Genomic DNA, 17,435 nt, shown 5'->3' on the forward strand with positions numbered 1-17,435 from the left:
GGAAAAGAAAGGCGGAATGGTGTGGCGTTGTACGCAGGCGGGCAGGGTGCTGGAAGTGGTCTCAACAGACTTTTCAACCCTGCCAGAAAATCCTGCCGGCAAGTCTTTCTTGAACCTGCTTAACCAAACTTCCAAAGAATTAGCCACTGAGTGGTTTCAGAAATTTCCCGCACAGACTAGTCTATTGCCCAACATGCGCCTGGCCCAAGACCCAACGGGGCAGGTGTTTACCTTAGGCCTTACCCAGACAGGAAAAGAACTTTGGCTGTTCTGGAGCACCGTGCAGCCTCTGTTGCCGCCGCCGCCTTCTCTCCCTGGGACGGTGTATACAGAAGATGACCAAGACTCCTCACACACCCACAGTGGCTGGGAGCCCGAAGTGCAACACGAAGAACTTCTGGAAGAACTCAGCCGCGTGAACAATGAACTGGTGAATGCCCGCCGGGAACTCATCCGGCAAAACATTGAGCTCCACCGCCTGCACCGCAAACAAGGAGAGAGCAAAACTATATAGGGCGTTTTTAGCCCGTTTTCTGAAAAATAGCCCAAAAACGGAGAGGCCGACTGTCAACAGTCGGCCTCTCCGTTTTCAGAAGCAACCTCAACAATTCCGTTTTTAGCCTGTTACAAGAGAACGAAGCAAAAAAACTAAGAAATAGTATGCATGCCAACTAAATTTTAGTCATCTTCGTAATCCAAACCCATCATCTTGTTGTACGCCCCTTGGAGCTCAGAGAAGGCGTGCAACTGACCCTGCTGGCGGCTTACCTGCATTCCTTTCTGGTAGGCTTGCTGGGCCAGGGTGGGTTCGTCTAACTGTAAGTAAAGGCTGGCGGCATGGTAGTAAGTTCCCACATAGTCCGGGTGCTCTGCCAGAAGTTTCTCGTAGAAAAAACGGGCCTTCTCTACGTCAAAGGCGCGGTACTCCGTGGCGATGGCGTAAAGTGTGAACGGGTCCTGCGGGTCATCCTGGTAAAAGGCCAGGAGTTGAGCCAATCTGCTGTTAGACGTTTCCATTTGATGAATTATTCTTTAAATTGCCCACAAATTTAATGTAAAATCCACTAACCTTAAGTGAGATGAAATTCTTAGTTTGCATTAGTAACGTACCAGACACCACCACCAAGATTACTTTCTCCGGAGACGGAAAAGAATTTAACACGGCGGGTGTTCAATTCGTGATCAACCCATATGATGAGTACGCGCTAACCCGCGCCATTGAGCTGAAAGAAGCTTTGGGTGGAACCGTAACCGTTTTAAACGTAGGAGAGGCTGACACCGAACCAAATATCCGCAAGGCCCTGGCCATTGGCGCCGATGACGCCATTAGAGTAAACATCAAACCAACCGACGCTTTCCTTGTTTCTACCCAGATAGCCCACTACGCCAAAGAAGGCGGGTATGACCTGATCTTGATGGGCCGCGAGTCTATTGACTACAACGGTTTTCAGGTGCACGGCATGGTAGGCGAGCTCTTGGGCATTCCCACCATCGCGCCAGCCATGAAGCTGGACATCAACGGCACCACCGCCACGGTAGAGCGTGAGATTGAAGGCGGCAAGGAAATCATTGAAGCGTCACTTCCTTTGGTAGTGAGCGCGCAGCAGCCTATGACCGAGCCTAGAATCCCGAACATGCGTGGTATCATGACCGCCCGTACTAAGCCATTGCAAGTGGTAGAGGCGGTTGGTCAAGAGGCCAAGACGCAGGTGCAAGGATACCAGTTGCCTCCAGCTAAATCTGGCGTTAAGATGATTGACGCAGAGAATGCCGGTGACTTGATTAAATTATTACGCAACGAAGCTAAAGTTCTATAAGCATGTCAGTTTTAGTAGTGATAGAATGCGCGAACGGCGAAGTGAAGAAGTCTTCCCTGGAAGCAGCTTCGTACGGGAGCAAAGTAGCGTCTACCTTAGGCACCACCGCCACGGCCGTGGCCATTGGAGACGTACAAGCCAATGCATTGACTTCTTTAGGGGAGCAGGGCATTACCAAAGTCTTGTTGGACAATGACAGCCGCCTGACCAATTTCGTGGGCGCTGCCTACGTGAAAGTGATTGCCGCCGCCGCGCAGCAGGAGAACAGCAGCGTGATCATTGCCTCTAACTCTAACATTGGCGCCGCCATTGGTTCTAGGTTAGCGGTTCAGTTAGGCGCTTCTTTGGCGACTAACGTAGTGGCTTATCCTGAGATTTCTGGTTCTTCTTTCAAAGTACGCCGCGGGGTATTCTCGGGTAAGGCGTTCTCTGACGTGGAGCTGACGTCAGATAAGAAAATCATCCTGGTGAAGAAAAACGCAGTAGATGTGGAAACGTCTGCTGGTGCCACTGCCAACGTAGAGAATTTCTCTGCTTCTTTGACAGACGCTGACTTTGCCGCCGCTCCAAAAGAAACCATTAAACAGTCTGGTGACATCTTGTTAACCGAGGCAGATCTGGTAGTTTCTGGCGGCCGTGGTTTGAAAGGCCCAGAGAACTGGCATTTAATTGAAGATTTAGCCAAAGCTTTGGGTGCTGCTACCGCCTGCTCTAAACCAGTGGCAGATGTAGGCTGGAGACCTCACCATGAGCACGTTGGCCAAACCGGTATCACCGTGAGCCCTAACTTATACATTGCCGTGGGCATCTCTGGTGCCATCCAACACCTGGCGGGGGTTAACTCTTCTAAAGTAATTGTCGTTATCAATAAAGATCCAGAAGCACCATTCTTCAAAGCCGCCGATTACGGCATTGTGGGTGACGCTACTGAGGTTGTTCCTAAATTGATAGAAGCCGCCAAGGCTTTAGACAAATAGAAGAGATATTGTGAAGAAAATTGAGCTAGAGATTCTGGGTTTGTCCTCCAGCCAGTCACAGTCAGGGTCGTTTGCCCTGGTGCTGGGGGAGAAAGACGGAAGCCGCCGGTTGCCCATCATCATTGGTATGTTTGAGGCGCAGTCCATTGCCATACAGATAGAGAAGATCAATCCCACCCGTCCGCTGACGCATGATCTGTTCAAGACATTCGCCCTGCAAATGGACGTGTCTGTGCAGGAGATCATGATCTCAGATTTAAAGGAAGGGGTGTTCTTTTCAAAGATTGTCTGCCACGCCGGCGAGAAGGAGTTTGAGCTGGACGCCCGTCCCTCTGACGCCATCGCCATTGGACTGCGGTTTGGGGTTCCTATTTACACGGTAGAATCTGTCCTTTCTGAGGCCGGTATCATCTTAAGTGATCTGGATGAAGAGGAGGATGAAGACGAGGAAACCGATGAAATCCCAACGTCTTCCGCTAAGGAAAGCAGCGCTTCTGCCGGGTCTTCTTCCAGCAAAGCCAAGCTCACCGAGGTGTCTGTGGATGAACTGAACAAGATGCTCAATGAGGCCTTGGAGAAGGAAGACTATGAAAAGGCCGCCAAAATACGTGATGAGTTAAACAAGCGGAACTAAGCTTTTTAACAGATTTGAAAATAAAGTCCTGAGGTACCTCAGGACTTTTTCTTTTTACGTGAAATTTGGCTTATTTTTGAAAAATTTGTTTCTCCATGTCCAGTGTTTTTCAAGGCCTCATCGGCTATTTTGTCCTCATCGGGATTGCCATCTTATTCTCTACTAACCGCAAGGCCATCAGCTGGAAGCTGGTAGGAGTGGGGATTCTCATCCAAATCATCTTCGGGGTTCTTGTCACAGAAGTTGGGTTTGTAAAAGCCGGCTTTGAGGCGGTGAGCGAAGGCTTTGTGAAATTATTGAGCTTTGCAGACGCCGGCGCCGAATTCTTGTTTGGTGAACTGGCCAAACCTAATTCTCCGGCTGGCACGGGCTATATCTTCGCCTTTAAAGTATTGCCCACCATCATCTTCTTCTCAACGGTGACGGCCGGCTTGTACTACCTGGGCGTCCTGCAGAAAATTGTGTACGGCATTGCCTGGGTAATGTCCAAAGGCATGCGTCTGTCTGGGGCAGAAAGCCTTTCAGCGGCAGGTAACATCTTCTTGGGTCAGACAGAGGCGCCGTTGCTGGTGCGTCCGTTTATTGCCAACATGACCCGCTCTGAGCTCATGTGCTTGATGACCGGTGGTATGGCTACGTTGGCGGGCGGTGTATTGGCAGCCTATGTGGCTTTCTTGGGCGGCGATGACCCTGCCCAGCAAGCCATCTTTGCCGCGCACTTGTTGACGGCCTCTATCATGAATGCTCCGGCGGGTATTGTGATGGCTAAGATTTTAGTGCCTGAGACCGAAGGCGATAAAATCAACACTAAGCTAGAAGTTAACAAAGAGTCATTAGGCGTGAATGTGATTGATGCCATGTCTACAGGTGCCGCCGATGGCTTGAAGCTTGCCTTGAACGTGGGTGGTATGTTGCTGGCCTTTATTGCCGTGATTGCCTTGTTGAATTATATTTTATTAAGCCTGGGTGAGTTTTCGGGTTTAAATGAAGTGATTGTAACCAGTACCGGCGGTCGGTTTGAAGGTCTCAATTTCCAATACATCCTAGGCCAGATCTTTAGAGTCTTTGCCTTCTTGATGGGCAGCCCGTGGGCAGATACCTTGCAAGTAGGTAGCTTATTAGGACAAAAAACTGCCATTAACGAGTTTGTGGCTTACATGGACTTGGCTAAGATGAAAGAAGCTGGCACGTTGACACCTAAATCTATCATCCTGGCAACCTACGCGCTCTGCGGGTTTTCTAACTTCAGTTCTATTGCCATCCAGATTGGCGGTATTGGCGGCATGGCCCCCAGTCAGCAAGGCAACTTGTCACGTCTGGGCTTAAGAGCATTGCTAGGTGCCTCAGTGGCTTGTATGATGACCGCTACCATTGCCGGCATCTTGTTTGAATTGTAACAGACCAAAGGTCTAAAAGGTAGAGGGTCCGTTTTTGGGCTGTTTTCTAGAAAACAGCCCAAAAACGGACCCTCTTTTTATGGATGAATTTACAGGCTATTCGTTGCTCTGGCGTTCTTCTTCCTGGCGCTCATCTTCTTCAATCTGCTCCACTTTCTTGGCATCGCGCATGAGGCGGTTAGAGAAGATGAAGTCGTTGAGTTCGCGCACTTTGGTGTCCATGATCTCTGAGCTTTGCCCTTCCCAGAGCTTCTTGCCTTGGTACATGAACATGACCTTGTCGCCGTATTCAAGCACCGAGTTCATGTCATGGGTCACTACAATGGTGGTGATATCATACTCTTCAGTGATTTCTTTAATCAGCTCATCAATCTTGATGGCTGTCAAAGGATCTAGGCCAGAGTTGGGCTCATCGCAGAACAGGTAGGTACAGTGCGGCGCAATGGCGCGGGCAATACCCACGCGTTTCTTCATCCCGCCGCTCAGTTCAGAGGGCATCAGCTTGCCGGCATTTTCCAGGCCTACCCGTTTTAGACAGAACTCAACCCGTTCAATGCGTTCTGCCCGGTCCATGTCTGTGAGCATCTTAAGCGGGAATTCCACGTTTTCATTCACGTTCATGGAGTCAAAAAGCGCACTCCCCTGAAAGAGCATGCCAATCTTGCGGCGTATCTCCTGGCGTATGTCCAGTTTGTTGTTGGTGAACACGCGGCCGTCATAGGTAATGCTGCCCACGTCTGGTTTCACCAGGCCCACTATGCATTTGAGCAATACGCTTTTTCCGGTGCCGCTGGCCCCCAAGAGCATATTCATCTTGCCAGACTCAAAGACGCCGCTAATGCCATCCAGCACTTTCTTGCCATTAAAGGACTTATGGATATTATGTATTTCAATCATGTACGTCAGTTCAAATAAAGACCCAGTGCAAGCTTACAGCAGTACCTGGGCGCAGACATAATCAGCAATTAAGAGGGCAATGACACTGCTGGTCACCGCCTTGGTGCTGGACTCGCCCACTTCTAGGGCACCACCTGTGGTAAAGTAGCCTTTGTAAGAAGAGATAGAGGAGATCAGGAACGCAAAGACCACCGACTTTATCAGCGCGAAGGTGATGTTATACGGGATGAATGCCGTCCTAAGCCCTGTGATGTATTCTTGCCCGGTCAAGGTATCGGTTAATGTACCCGCTACATAGCCGCCCAAAATGGACAGGAACATGGCAATGATCACCAGCATAGGAAACACCAGAATGGAGGCTATGATCTTAGGCAGCACCAAATAGGAGGTAGAGTTAATGCCCATCACTTCAAGGGCGTCTACCTGCTCCGTAATCTTCATGGTGCCCAGACCGCCAGCAATGTTGGAGCCTACCTTGCCCGCCAATACAATAGAGGTAATGGTAGGCGCCATCTCCAGCACGGTCATTTCCCGCACCATAAAGCCAATGGTAGACTTAGGGATTAAGGCACTGGTGAGGTTATAGGAAATCTGCACGCAGGTTACCGCGCCAATAAAGGTAGAGACAACCGCTACAATAAAGATAGAGTCAATGCCAATTAAGATGGCTTCGTCAATGGTTCTTTTAAAGAGGATTTTAGGAGATTCCCCGCGCCTGAAGAGCGAGCCTAAAAATAGGAGGTATGCACCAAAGTTTTTCATGAATGGGAACGTAGGCCGTAGGTTGTCCTGCTCTAACCAGAGCAGAATAGGCACTTCTTGTTTTCAAATGCCTATATTACGTTGAAATAAGAAAAAACATCTATCCCATGCAAAAATATATAGTGGTGACCGGTGGGACCAAGGGTATTGGGCGGGCCATTGTAGATAAGTTTGCCGCCGAAGGGTATCACATCATCACCTGCGCGCGCAATGAGAAAGATCTGCAAAAACTGAAACTGGACATTGAACAGGATTATACCTTTTCAAAGGTCTTTTACCAGGCTATAGACTTAAGTCTGCCCGGCGAGGTGAAGAGGTTCATCAATTACATCAAATCACTTAATGTGAAGGTAGACGTGCTGGTGAACAATGCCGGCTTCTTTATACCAGGTACCATCCATGAGGAAAGTGACACCGTGTTGCGGGAAATGATCAACACCAACCTGTACAGCGCCTATGATTTGACCAAAGGCTTGGTGGGGGACATGATTAAGCGCAAGGACGGCTACATCTTCACCATCTGCTCCACTGCCAGCATCATGGCGTACACTAACGGAGGCTCATACTGCATTGCCAAGCACGCCCTATATGGTATGACCCGCGTCTTGCGCGAAGAGTTGAAACAGCATGGCATACGCGTGACGGCCGTCCTGCCAGGCGCAACGCTTACGGCCAGTTGGGAAGGCGTGGACCTGCCGCATGACCGCTTCATGAAACCCGAGGACGTAGCCAACGCCATCTGGGGAGCCAACTGCCTCTCTAAACAGACAGTGGTAGAGGAATTATTGCTAAGGCCGCAATTAGGAGATATTTAAGCAGCGTTGTTCGTTTTTGGTTGTTCGTTGATTGATGAGTATATAGAAAATTAAGCTTCGTTTTTAGCCCGTTTTGCGTAAAACAGGCCAAAAACAGAAAACTTGCGCATGCCACAAACAGATTTATATACTTAACACTTTTCTAAAAAAGAACTTTGATTGATCAACGAACAACCAAAAACGAATAACATATTCATTAAATTTGAACAAAATCTTTGATATGGAATTAGAAGGAAAAGTAGTGGTGATTACGGGAGCCAGCAGTGGCATTGGCTTGGCGGCGGCTAAGACATTATTGGAGCAAGGAGCCACCGTGGTGAGCTGGAGCCGCTCTAAACCCAAAATCTCACACCCAGACTTTTATTATTTTGAATGCGATGTGCGCCATGAGCAGTCGGTTTGGTCAGCGTATGAGCAGACGGTGGAGCGCCTTCGCCAGAATATTTCTGTGTTGATCAACAATGCCGGCCTGGGTATTGAAGGCGCGCTAGACACCATGAGCCCCAAAGACTGGCACACCATGATGGACACCAACGTGAACGGTATCTTCTACTGCACGCGTCTGGTATTGCCCCAAATGAAGAAGCAGTTGGAAGGCCACATCATCAACATATCCTCCATTGCCGGCCTGACGGGTATTGAGAACATGAGTGGTTACTGTGCTACCAAGTTCGCGGTGCGTGGCATCTCGCATTCCTTGTTCAAAGAGGTGAGACCGCATGGCATCAAAGTGACGTGCATCTATCCGGGTTCAACAGCCACGCATTTCTTTGACGGCTTTGAAGGCACTGGCACATCACCAGAGAATATGATGCAACCCGAGGATATTGCTTCTACCATCTTGCACGTTCTACAATCACCGCCCAACTACCACCACGTAGACATTGAGGTGCGCCCGTTAATGCCCAAGGGCAGACCTGAGAAAAAGAAAGCCTAACCCAGAAGAATGGGAATTGAAATAAAAGATTTGACCAAAGTATATGGTCCGCAGGCAGCTGTGGACCATATCTCATTTACAGTAGGCACCGGCGAGATTGTGGGATTTCTGGGGCCCAATGGTGCAGGAAAATCCACTACCATGAAAATTGCTACCTGCTACTTGCCACCTACCAGCGGCACGGTGCTGGTAAATGGCTTTAACGTAGTGGAAGATCCCAAGCAAGTGCGTCGGCAAGTAGGGTATCTGCCAGAGCACAATCCCTTGTACCTGGACATGTACGTGCGCGAGTACCTGCACTTTGTGGGTAAATTGCATGGCTTAGGCGGAAGCTCTTTACAAACCCGCACCGAGGAGATGATTCAGCTTTGCGGGCTGGATCGTGAAAAACACAAAAAAATTGGTGCCCTTTCCAAAGGATACCGCCAGCGCGTAGGCCTGGCCCAAGCCATGATTCATGACCCAGCCGTGTTAATCTTAGATGAGCCTACTACCGGCCTGGACCCGAACCAGATTGTAGAAATTAGAGCATTGATCAAGGAAGTAGGGCAGGCCAAAACGGTCTTGTTCTCTACCCACATCATGCAGGAGGTAAGCGCGCTCTGTGACCGCGTGCTCATCATCAACCAAGGCAAACTGGTAGCTGACAGCCCCGTGGCCGAACTCAAGAACATGGGCCGCAAGGAGACGCGCATCCTGGCAGAGTTTGAAGCCGAGGTGGATACTTCACCCATTCTTACTTTGCCTCAGGTGCAACGCATTGAACCGGCTGGATTGCACAAGTACAGAATCATTGCCACCTCGGGCTCAGATCTGCGCTCAGCCATTTTCAGGTTGGCTGGAGAACAAGGCTGGCCTTTGGTGGGACTTCAGCAGGAAGAAAACTCGCTGGAGAAGTTGTTCCAAGATTTAACTCAGAGCAAGAAATAGTGAAGCCGTTTTTGGCTTGTTTTCCAGAAAATAGGCCAAAATCGAATCAACTAAAACACAAAGTCTAGATACTAGCGTCTAACATCTAGTGTCTCTCCAATATGTTAGCAATCTTATCAAAAGAATTCAATTCCTATCTCAACTCGCTCATTGGCTATATAGTCATGGGGGTGTTTCTGGTGGCTACGGGCCTGTTTATGTGGGTCTTTCCAGATAGCAGTGTGCTGGACTACGGCTACGCCGATTTGCAGTCTGTTTTCTCATTAGCGCCTTGGCTTTTCCTGTTCTTGATTCCGGCCATTACCATGCGGGCTTTTGCCGAGGAGCGCAAAGCCGGCACCATGGAACTGCTCTTGACCAAGCCGCTTTCTGACACGCAGTTGTTGTTGGGCAAGTACTTTGCCTGTCTGCTGTTGGCCCTGTTCGCGCTATTGCCTACGCTGTTGTATTATGTGAGTGTGTACCTGTTGGGTGATCCGGTGGGCAACATTGACTCGGCGGCGGTAGCGGGCTCTTATCTGGGATTGATCTTTTTGGCGGCGGTGTTCGTGGCCATGGGCATCTTTGCGTCTTCGCTCACAGAGAATCAGATTGTAGCTTTTATTCTGGCAGTCTTCCTTTGCTATTTGGTGTACACAGGCTTTGACTTGTTGGCGTCTATTGATGCGTGGGGAACGGCCTCTTACTACATTGCGCAACTGGGTATTTCCTATCATTACAGCTCCATCAGCAAAGGTTTGATTGACTCCAGGGACGTGCTGTATTTCTTGAGCGTAATTACGGTAATGCTATTAGGGACTAAACTGGTATTAGAGAGCAGAAAATGGTAGAGCAGACAAATCCCACTCCTCAAACAACCGCACCTGTAGCAGAAAGCCGAAGACGCCAGGACTGGACCTTCTTTTTGGTGGCCGTTGGCTTGCTGTTGGTGCTCAATTTTGTGGCCAACCGCTACTTTTTTAGAATTGACCTTACAGAGGACCAGCGTTACACCATCTCTGACCAAACCAAGAACCTGCTGGGCAACCTGAAAGAGCCGGTGCAGGTAACGGTATATCTTGAAGGCGAATTTCCGGCGGGCTTTAGGCGTTTGCAGAACTCTACCCGTGAGATGCTGGAGGAGTTCAGGCTGTACAGCGACGGAAAACTGGATTACAACTTTGTAGACCCCAGTGCCAATACCAATGAAGAGGCCCGTAACCAGTTCTACATGCAACTGGTGCAGCAGGGCCTGCAACCTACTAACCTGTTCGCGCAGGAAGGCGACAAGAAGGTAGAGAAGATTGTGTTCCCGGGAGCCATTGTGGCTGGTGCCGGCAAACAGACTGCGGCTACATTGCTAAAGGGGAATCAAGCCGCTCCGCCAGACGAGCGCCTAAACCAATCCATAGAAGGGCTGGAGTATGAACTGGCCTCAGCGGTGCGCAAGGTGGCCGCTACCAGCAGTGGCCGCATAGGCGTCTTGCAAGGTCACGGCGAATTGTGGGTACCTAAGGCCGCCGACTTCTTGGGCACGCTTTCTGAGTATTACACCGTCAACCGCGTAGAACTGTCACAAGTACCGGACTTACATTCGTTTAACCTGGTGGTCATGATGAAGCCTACGCAGCCCTACATAGAGCAGGACAAGTACAAGCTGGATCAGTTTGTGATGCGCGGCGGAAAGGTTTTATTCATGCTGGATGGCGTACGCGCCGAGTTGGACAGCATCAAGAATGAAGGAATGCTGGCTTTGCCCAATGACGTCAACTTGCAGGACTTGCTGTTCAAGTACGGGGCCCGCGTGAACCCAGATCTGGTGCAGGACTTGAACGCTAGCTTCCTGCCCATGGTCACAGGCTACATGGGCAATCAGCCGCAGACGCAGTTGGTGCCATGGCGCTATTATCCATTGGTGAACAGTTTTAGTAAGTTGCCCATTACCCGTAACCTGGATGCGGTGCAGGCTAAGTTTGTAAGCTCTATTGACACTGTGAAGGCTGTTGGCATCAAGAAGACGCCGTTGCTGTGGTCCTCGCAGTACTCGCGCAAGCGCCCGGCACCGGTCTCGCTTTCCCTCAACGATCCTAGAATTGACCGGGACCCCAAGCTGTTTGGCGAGCAAGCGGTACCTATGGGCTACTTGCTAGAGGGTGAATTTAAATCTCTCTGGACCAATCGTCAGCCGCCGGTGGGTACGTCCATTCCTTTTATTGGTACTAGCAAGCCTACCAAGCTGGTAGTTTTCTCTGACGGTGATTTGGGCGCCAATGAGGTGGACCCTAAGAACGGGCGTCCCATGGAATTAGGCTATGACCGGTTTACACGGTTGCGTTACGCCAACAAAGAGCTCCTCAAGAATACCGTAGATTTCTTGCTGGATGAGAAAGGCCTTATAGAATTGCGGGGTAAGGAAATCAAATTGAGACCCCTGGACAAAGCCAAACTGCGCGACGAGCGTACCAAGTGGCAAGCCCTTAACTTGGGGATTCCTTTGGCGTTGCTGCTACTATTCGGGGGCTTCAAGTTCTGGTTGAGAAAACGCAAGTACGCCAGATAATCAAGTCATTATGAAAGGTTTTGTATTGCCGGTTCTCCTAGCCGTCCTCTTGTTTTCTTGCATGTCTCCTAAGACAGAAGAGGTAAAGGACATGGACTCCAACGGATGGGTGCGAACCAAAGGAACGTTGGTGAACGGCCACCGCGAAGGTTTTTTTGAGGACTATGACAGCAGCGGCGTCTTGATTGAGTCGGCTTTCTGGAAGCAGGGCTACCGCGAAGGACCATTTACCAGGTACTTCCCCAACGGTGACATAAAAGAGAAAGGCGCGTATGTTGAAGGTGAGTTAAACGGTACGCATGAATTGTATGACTCTTTAGGCAACAGCACCTGGGTGATGTATGCTGATGGCATGAAAGTTGGCGTAGAGGAGCATAAAGACAAAACCAGAATCATCACAGACCAGATCCATTACTCAGAGAATGGCCATGCCTTGTACCAGGAGAAACTAAGCGTGCTAGGGAAAGTCACCGAGCGCATCTTGTTCCCGGTGATGGGTGACAATGATGACGTCCTTAAGCTTGGCGTCGCCAATGCCTTTACCGTGCACCTGATAGAGCCCCCGGTTGGCAAAGTAACCATGGTCATAGGCACGGCCACCGAGGACGACTTCATCCCCATTGCCACTGGCACCTCTTCCAATAACCAGACGTTTACCTACATTTTTAAGCCTACCAAGATAGGGCCTCATGTCTTGTCCATTAAACTAAAGCACGCCAAAAGCCCGCAGGACCAGGTTTCTGTCTCTGATGAGGTCTATCAGTTTTTATACACGGTAGAATAACCAAACCGATTTTAGGGTATTTTCCAGAAAACAGGCAAAAAACAGAGCTTCATCCTAAGAGGCTCTGTTTTTTTTATGCCTTCTGGTCATCGTAAAATATCTGTCCTCAAATAAATTTTAAGGAAAACCTGACCTAAAAGGAGGAGTTGCGTAAACACGCTAAAAGATAATTACTTACCCCCAAATTATCCTCTGGTATGAAGCGTCTATTACTTTTTTCCTATATCCTGATTGTTTTTCCGTTCTTGGTTTCCTGTGAAAGTGAGCTGGTAGCCCCTGCGGGCGCCACCAATTCCCAGACCAAAGAGTCTTACGGCGCTTGTAGCACCTACCAGTATATTTCTAAAGCGGGTGACGTGACTAGTTACGGCACTGCCTATAATCAAATAGTTTTGGTAGGCTTTAGAGAGGGCGTTAGCTTAAAGGAAAAGCAACAGATTGTACGCACCAGTTCTGTGTATAAGGATATTGTAGGCGAGGTAGCCCTGGACTCTGGCCCTATTACCTTGGTCCAGTTAAAACCCAGAAGCACCTGCGCTGATGTAGAGTTGTTGAGAACCCAATTAGAACGGTACCCAGAGGTGTTGTTTGCCAACCCCGCGTTTGCCACCCAAGACCCCGAAATCTCCTGGATTGGCCTGCCCAATGAGTTTTTGGTGTCTATTGAGCCAGGTACCCAGCCCCAATTAGAGGTGCTAGTGGCCAGCACCCAGACCAGCATTGTTTTTTCCCTGTCAGAAGAACTGCACCTGCTCTCAGCAGACAAGAACTCTAATGGAGATGCGTTGGCCATGAGCAACCTCTTCAACCAACAGGCTTTTGTGGTTTCAGCAGAGCCTAACTTTATCTTTCAGGCCAAAACCAGCGGCTTAGACGGAGCGGCCTCGCAGACCATTCTTAAGGAAATGAAGCAGATAAAGTAGACCTTGGTTTAAAGGTATAATTCGTTTTTGGCCTGCTTTCCAGAAAATAGGCTAAAAACGGCTTGGCGCGCAGAACAAACCTGTTTACAGACGTAGGAAAAGAGCCTTTTTTGTATAACTTTGCTCTGTTATTGACCTTTTCCAAACCGACTATATAGGATGAAATTCATTGTATCTTCTACGGCGCTTTTAAAGCAGCTTACCAGCATCAACGGGGTAGTGGCCAACAACCCGGTTGTCCCAATTCTGGAGAACTTCTTGTTCGAGATCAACGATGGCGTTTTGACCATCACCGCCAGTGACCTGGAGACATCCATGATCACGGAGATACACGTAGAGGCCCGCGAGAACGGTAGAATTGCCGCTCCGGCCAAAATCCTGATTGACACCCTAAAGAACCTGCCAGACCAACCGGTGACCTTCACCATTGACGAGGAGACCTACACCATTGAGATCAGCTCTTCTAATGGCCGCTACAAGCTATCTGGTGAAAACGCCACAGATTTTCCGAAGGTACCGGTAGTGAGAGGCGGCACCGCCATTGAGATTCCATCTAACGTATTGAGCCGGGCCATCAACAAGACCATCTTTGCCGTGAGCAATGATGAGCTGCGTCCTGCCATGACCGGTATTTTTGTTCAGTTGGGCAGTGACAACATCACGTTTGTAGCCACAGACGGCCACCGCTTGTTGCGTTACAGACGCAAAGACGTGAGCAGTGAGAACGCCGCTTCTATCATCATCCCTAAGAAAGCTTTTAACCTGCTTAAGTCTACGTTGCCAAGTGAGGCCACCGCGGTAAGAGTAGAGTTTAACACGTCTAACGCGTACTTTAGCTTTGACAACCTAAAGATGATCTGCCGCCTGATTGATGAGCGTTACCCAGATTATGAGAACGTGATTCCGGCGCAGAACCCTAACAAGTTGAGCATTGACCGCTATGACTTCCTGAGCTCTGTAAAGCGTATCTCCATCTATTCTAACAAAACCACGCACCAGGTTCGTTTGCGCATTACGGGCAGCGAGTTGCAGATCTCTGCCGAGGATTTAGATTTCTCCAATGAGGCCAGCGAGCGCCTGACGTGTCAGTATGACGGCGAGGACATGGAGATTGGTTTCAACGCCAAGTTCTTGACAGAGATGTTGAGCAACATGGATTCTGATGAGATCACCCTGGAGCTTTCTACACCAAACCGTGCCGGTCTGTTGATGCCAGCCAACAACGACGATGAAGAAAACATTTTGATGCTGGTTATGCCTGTGATGCTGAACAACTACGTATAAACAGCGTTTTTTATAAAAAAGAAAGCCTTCTCTGGAAACAGGGAAGGCTTTCTTTTTGCCAGTCGTTTTTGGCCTGTTTTCTGGAGAACAGGCCAAAAACGAGAATTGGTTTACAAGAGGATAGGAAACTGAAGAACTGAGAAAAAGCTGTTACCTTTGCAGAAGTGAACCAAAGCGCCTAAGGGGGCTAAGAACCATGAAACAGATGAAAAAATCAGAGATACACTTCAGCATTGCCTTGGATGACCAACGCGTGCCAGAAGCCATTAGCTGGCGGGCCACCGACGCCGGTGATGACATTCACTTCGCCAAGGCTATCAACATTGCCCTTTGGGACCGCAACGACAGCGGCACCATGAAGATTGACCTTTGGACCAAGGACATGCCCGTAGATGAGATGAAGTACTTCTACATTGACACCTTAGGAGCTATGGCCCAGAGCCTGGAAGGCGCTACCAATGACAAGGTGATGGCAGAAAAGATGCGCTCGCTTTGCCAGGAGTTGATGAAGCACGTAGAAGACCAACAGCGTCTAAACGCGCAGAACAATCCTACCGCTTAATACAGAAGCCCATATAAACAGAAAAGCCGCTCAAATGAGCGGCTTTTCTGTTTATATGTAAATGAGAAAGTCTATTTGTTTACAGAAGAAGTGGCTTTCACAACGGCTACCTCAGGCTTAGGAAACGTTCTTTGAGATTCCTGAGACGTTTGAGAGACCATGGTTTTGGCAGCTCTTCCGTTTTGTTTCTCTAACTGCAGGGCATATTGTTTGTCATGGGCTACCAAGGCCTTGCGTGAGCTGTAGTAGCGAGAATATTGTGAGGTGCTCAACAAAGACTCTAACTCCGTATCACGCTCCTTACAAACCCCTTTAATACACTTGTCCAGCTCAGCAGGATTGTTTGAGAACTTCTGCTCAAAGGCAACCATTTTTTGGGCGTTGGCCAGGTTAAGGGCTCTCAGCTTTCTAGCCTGGAAATTATTTAGTTGTAGCTCCTTGATCATCTTGTCAGACAAGCTGGCTGCCCTTTTTTCTGCTTCGGCAGTGGTCTGCGCAAAAGAAGTTGCTAACCCTGTAAGGAACATTATAGCGAAGGCAAACACAAATTTTCTCATAGCTAATCAATTTATTTAGTGGTTATAATACAATTCCCGTGCCATCTTTTCAGATAAAAATCATCAGTGGGGGGCTTGTCTTATCCATTAGAATTTTAAACGATTCCTATGCGCAAGAGTTATGTGACTTGGACAAGAAAACCTTTGCATAGGCTCTAATAGAACCGTGGTGGCCTAAAAATAATTCCATGAACCAGCTTTAAGCTCAATTAAAAAGTATTTTTCCACATCATGGACTCTACCGGGTAGGGCGTGCGGTCATTGTATTTGGCGTTTGCCTTCTGGTTGTAGTAGTTCTCAATGCCGCCGTTCACTACAAAGTAGATCAATTGGCCAATGGGCATGTTGTGGTACACGCGCACCTTTTGACTCACGGAGATCTCCAGCGTCCAGTGGTTACAGAAGCCTACATCTCCCTTGCCCGCCGTGGCATGGATGTCAATACCTAATCTGCCTACGCTGGATTTGCCTTCCAGGAATGGCACGTGGGCGTGGGTCTCGGTATATTCTTCGGTGACGCCCAGGTAAAGTTTTCCCGGTTCCAGTACGTAGCCTTCCTCCGGAATCTCAAAAACGTCAATCTGGTTGTGTTTGCGGGCATCTAAGACCTCATCTCGGTAAGAAGCCAGGTACTTGCCCAAATGCACGTCATAGGAGTTGGTGCCCAGGCAAGAGCGGTCGTACGGCTCAATTTTGATGGTGCCTTTCTCTATTTCTTCCAGTATTTGACGGTCAGTGAGGATCATGCAGATTGGATGGTTGTATTAGCCCGCAAGGTACGCTGAAAATGTGTGTTTTGCCATGGATTAGGAAGGAAGCGCTATTTTTGGCTTTTTTCCTGGAAAATAAGCCAAAAACGGGAGGGTCTTGCCGTACGGTTTAAATAAATCCTTGGGTTGGCGTTTATATTGCATAAGCAGCAGGTCATCACTAATTCAAGAAATGACGCTTTACATTCTTTCTGGTTAAGCCCCAAAGCGCAAAGGCAATAAGCAAAACCGTCAACAGGTATAATGGTAAATCTGAAGTGCTTATCTGGCTTATAAGACCTGATAAATTGGTGAACGTCAACTGCCTAGCAAAATGGATGGCAGAGGCAAGCATAAGTACTCTACCCACTAGCCAAAGCAGTAAGAACTTGGCTACAAATTCTCTAATTAGCTCCTTGTAGGTTAACAGCGCCAAAAAAAGAAGGCAAAAAGCCGTTAGGGCCAATGCGCAAAAAATAAACCATGCCAGGGAAGGCTTGTCAAAATGCGTGCTGAATGACCAACGCATACTATGATAAGAGAAGACATTTTCCCACCAAAACAGAAGGGTATCATAGAAAGATAACAATGGCAAAACTGCTATGGTCCAAACCAGTATTTTTACCTTTAAGGGTTTTGCGATTTGCATGAGGCTGGTAGACAATCCTACCCAAAATAAGAATTTATAATTTAAGCTATAACCCAGCCTGAAGCAGAGGAGTGAGGCAGTCTTCTGCGTTAGGCTAATTGAATTCTGGCTACCCAATTTAAATCCTGCCGTGGTTTAGCGCAAATGTACCAAATAGGGTAAAGGCTATCTATTATACCAAAGTATTTTGATTGTTGCCGCTCAGTGCCCTGCCGTGCAACT

The 17,435-nt window shown here is 48.7% G+C and carries 20 protein-coding genes; 14 read left to right on the plus strand and 6 right to left on the minus strand.

Going from position 1 to position 17,435, the window contains the following annotated elements:
• Nucleotides 1-16: 16 nt before the first annotated feature.
• On the plus strand, nucleotides 17-514 hold the full coding sequence (locus ABD880_RS01480) for a hypothetical protein (RefSeq protein WP_345161603.1): 498 nt from the start codon (nucleotides 17-19) through the stop codon (nucleotides 512-514).
• 164 nt (nucleotides 515-678) lie between these two features.
• On the opposite strand, the gene ABD880_RS01485 is transcribed toward ABD880_RS01480, so the two are convergent.
• Nucleotides 679-1,017, minus strand: a complete 339-nt coding sequence (locus ABD880_RS01485) for a tetratricopeptide repeat protein (protein ID WP_160688133.1) — start codon at nucleotides 1,015-1,017, stop codon at nucleotides 679-681.
• 62 nt (nucleotides 1,018-1,079) lie between these two features.
• Here ABD880_RS01485 and ABD880_RS01490 point away from each other — a divergent pair, with 62 nt between their 5' ends.
• The 4 genes from ABD880_RS01490 (at nucleotide 1,080) to ABD880_RS01505 (ending at nucleotide 4,825) form a co-directional block, all read left to right on the plus strand.
• Nucleotides 1,080-1,817, plus strand: a complete 738-nt coding sequence (locus ABD880_RS01490; protein WP_345161606.1) for an electron transfer flavoprotein subunit beta/FixA family protein — start codon at nucleotides 1,080-1,082, stop codon at nucleotides 1,815-1,817.
• A gap of 2 nt (nucleotides 1,818-1,819) precedes the next feature.
• Complete coding sequence (locus ABD880_RS01495) at nucleotides 1,820-2,794, plus strand: electron transfer flavoprotein subunit alpha/FixB family protein (protein WP_345161608.1); 975 nt, start codon at nucleotides 1,820-1,822, stop codon at nucleotides 2,792-2,794.
• A 10-nt stretch (nucleotides 2,795-2,804) separates the two neighbouring features.
• Nucleotides 2,805-3,428 (plus strand): bifunctional nuclease family protein, encoded by a 624-nt coding sequence (locus ABD880_RS01500; protein ID WP_345161610.1) that lies wholly within the window; start codon nucleotides 2,805-2,807, stop codon nucleotides 3,426-3,428.
• 95 nt (nucleotides 3,429-3,523) lie between these two features.
• On the plus strand, nucleotides 3,524-4,825 hold the full coding sequence (locus ABD880_RS01505) for a NupC/NupG family nucleoside CNT transporter (protein WP_345161612.1): 1,302 nt from the start codon (nucleotides 3,524-3,526) through the stop codon (nucleotides 4,823-4,825).
• A 96-nt stretch (nucleotides 4,826-4,921) separates the two neighbouring features.
• On the opposite strand, the gene ABD880_RS01510 is transcribed toward ABD880_RS01505, so the two are convergent.
• Both ABD880_RS01510 and ABD880_RS01515 read right to left on the minus strand, forming a co-directional pair.
• Nucleotides 4,922-5,722 (minus strand): ABC transporter ATP-binding protein, encoded by an 801-nt coding sequence (locus ABD880_RS01510; RefSeq protein WP_345161614.1) that lies wholly within the window; start codon nucleotides 5,720-5,722, stop codon nucleotides 4,922-4,924.
• 33 nt (nucleotides 5,723-5,755) lie between these two features.
• Complete coding sequence (locus ABD880_RS01515) at nucleotides 5,756-6,484, minus strand: MlaE family ABC transporter permease (protein ID WP_345161616.1); 729 nt, start codon at nucleotides 6,482-6,484, stop codon at nucleotides 5,756-5,758.
• Nucleotides 6,485-6,591: 107 nt separating this feature from the next.
• On the opposite strand from ABD880_RS01515, the gene ABD880_RS01520 reads away from it, so the two are divergent.
• The 9 genes from ABD880_RS01520 (at nucleotide 6,592) to gldC (ending at nucleotide 15,258) form a co-directional block, all read left to right on the plus strand.
• A complete protein-coding gene (locus ABD880_RS01520) occupies nucleotides 6,592-7,299 on the plus strand; it encodes an SDR family NAD(P)-dependent oxidoreductase (RefSeq protein ID WP_345161618.1) in 708 nt (235 codons plus the stop codon).
• Between the two features lie 220 nt (nucleotides 7,300-7,519).
• The gene (locus ABD880_RS01525) at nucleotides 7,520-8,236 is read left to right on the plus strand and encodes an SDR family oxidoreductase (protein ID WP_345161620.1); all 717 of its coding nucleotides are present in this window, start codon (nucleotides 7,520-7,522) and stop codon (nucleotides 8,234-8,236) included.
• Nucleotides 8,237-8,245: 9 nt separating this feature from the next.
• Nucleotides 8,246-9,166 carry a gliding motility-associated ABC transporter ATP-binding subunit GldA gene (gldA, locus tag ABD880_RS01530; RefSeq protein ID WP_345161622.1) on the plus strand — a complete coding sequence of 307 codons (921 nt, stop codon included), beginning with the start codon at nucleotides 8,246-8,248 and terminating at the stop codon, nucleotides 9,164-9,166.
• A gap of 101 nt (nucleotides 9,167-9,267) precedes the next feature.
• A complete protein-coding gene (gldF, locus tag ABD880_RS01535) occupies nucleotides 9,268-9,996 on the plus strand; it encodes a gliding motility-associated ABC transporter permease subunit GldF (protein WP_345161625.1) in 729 nt (242 codons plus the stop codon).
• Nucleotides 9,990-11,705: a gliding motility-associated ABC transporter substrate-binding protein GldG gene (gene gldG / locus ABD880_RS01540; protein ID WP_345161627.1), complete on the plus strand. Its 1,716-nt coding sequence runs from the start codon at nucleotides 9,990-9,992 to the stop codon at nucleotides 11,703-11,705. Before gldF ends, gldG begins: the two co-directional genes overlap by 7 nt.
• Before the next feature lie 10 nt (nucleotides 11,706-11,715).
• A complete protein-coding gene (locus ABD880_RS01545; RefSeq protein WP_345161629.1) occupies nucleotides 11,716-12,489 on the plus strand; it encodes a toxin-antitoxin system YwqK family antitoxin in 774 nt (257 codons plus the stop codon).
• A 197-nt stretch (nucleotides 12,490-12,686) separates the two neighbouring features.
• Nucleotides 12,687-13,412, plus strand: a complete 726-nt coding sequence (locus ABD880_RS01550) for a hypothetical protein (protein ID WP_345161631.1) — start codon at nucleotides 12,687-12,689, stop codon at nucleotides 13,410-13,412.
• Nucleotides 13,413-13,571: 159 nt separating this feature from the next.
• Nucleotides 13,572-14,696, plus strand: coding sequence for a DNA polymerase III subunit beta (gene dnaN / locus ABD880_RS01555; RefSeq protein WP_345161633.1), 1,125 nt, complete (start codon nucleotides 13,572-13,574; stop codon nucleotides 14,694-14,696).
• A 196-nt stretch (nucleotides 14,697-14,892) separates the two neighbouring features.
• Nucleotides 14,893-15,258: a gliding motility protein GldC gene (gldC, locus tag ABD880_RS01560; RefSeq protein WP_345161635.1), complete on the plus strand. Its 366-nt coding sequence runs from the start codon at nucleotides 14,893-14,895 to the stop codon at nucleotides 15,256-15,258.
• Nucleotides 15,259-15,329: 71 nt separating this feature from the next.
• Here gldC and ABD880_RS01565 read toward each other — a convergent pair whose 3' ends face one another.
• From ABD880_RS01565 to ABD880_RS01575, 3 genes are all read right to left on the minus strand, one after another.
• Nucleotides 15,330-15,815, minus strand: a complete 486-nt coding sequence (locus ABD880_RS01565; protein ID WP_345161637.1) for a hypothetical protein — start codon at nucleotides 15,813-15,815, stop codon at nucleotides 15,330-15,332.
• 209 nt (nucleotides 15,816-16,024) lie between these two features.
• A complete protein-coding gene (gene dcd, locus ABD880_RS01570; protein ID WP_345161639.1) occupies nucleotides 16,025-16,561 on the minus strand; it encodes a dCTP deaminase in 537 nt (178 codons plus the stop codon).
• 184 nt (nucleotides 16,562-16,745) lie between these two features.
• Nucleotides 16,746-17,213, minus strand: a complete 468-nt coding sequence (locus ABD880_RS01575; RefSeq protein WP_345161641.1) for a hypothetical protein — start codon at nucleotides 17,211-17,213, stop codon at nucleotides 16,746-16,748.
• Nucleotides 17,214-17,435 lie beyond the last annotated feature (222 nt).

Source organism: Nibribacter koreensis, from assembly GCF_039541795.1.
Classification (GTDB): Bacteria; Bacteroidota; Bacteroidia; order Cytophagales; family Hymenobacteraceae; genus Nibribacter; species Nibribacter koreensis.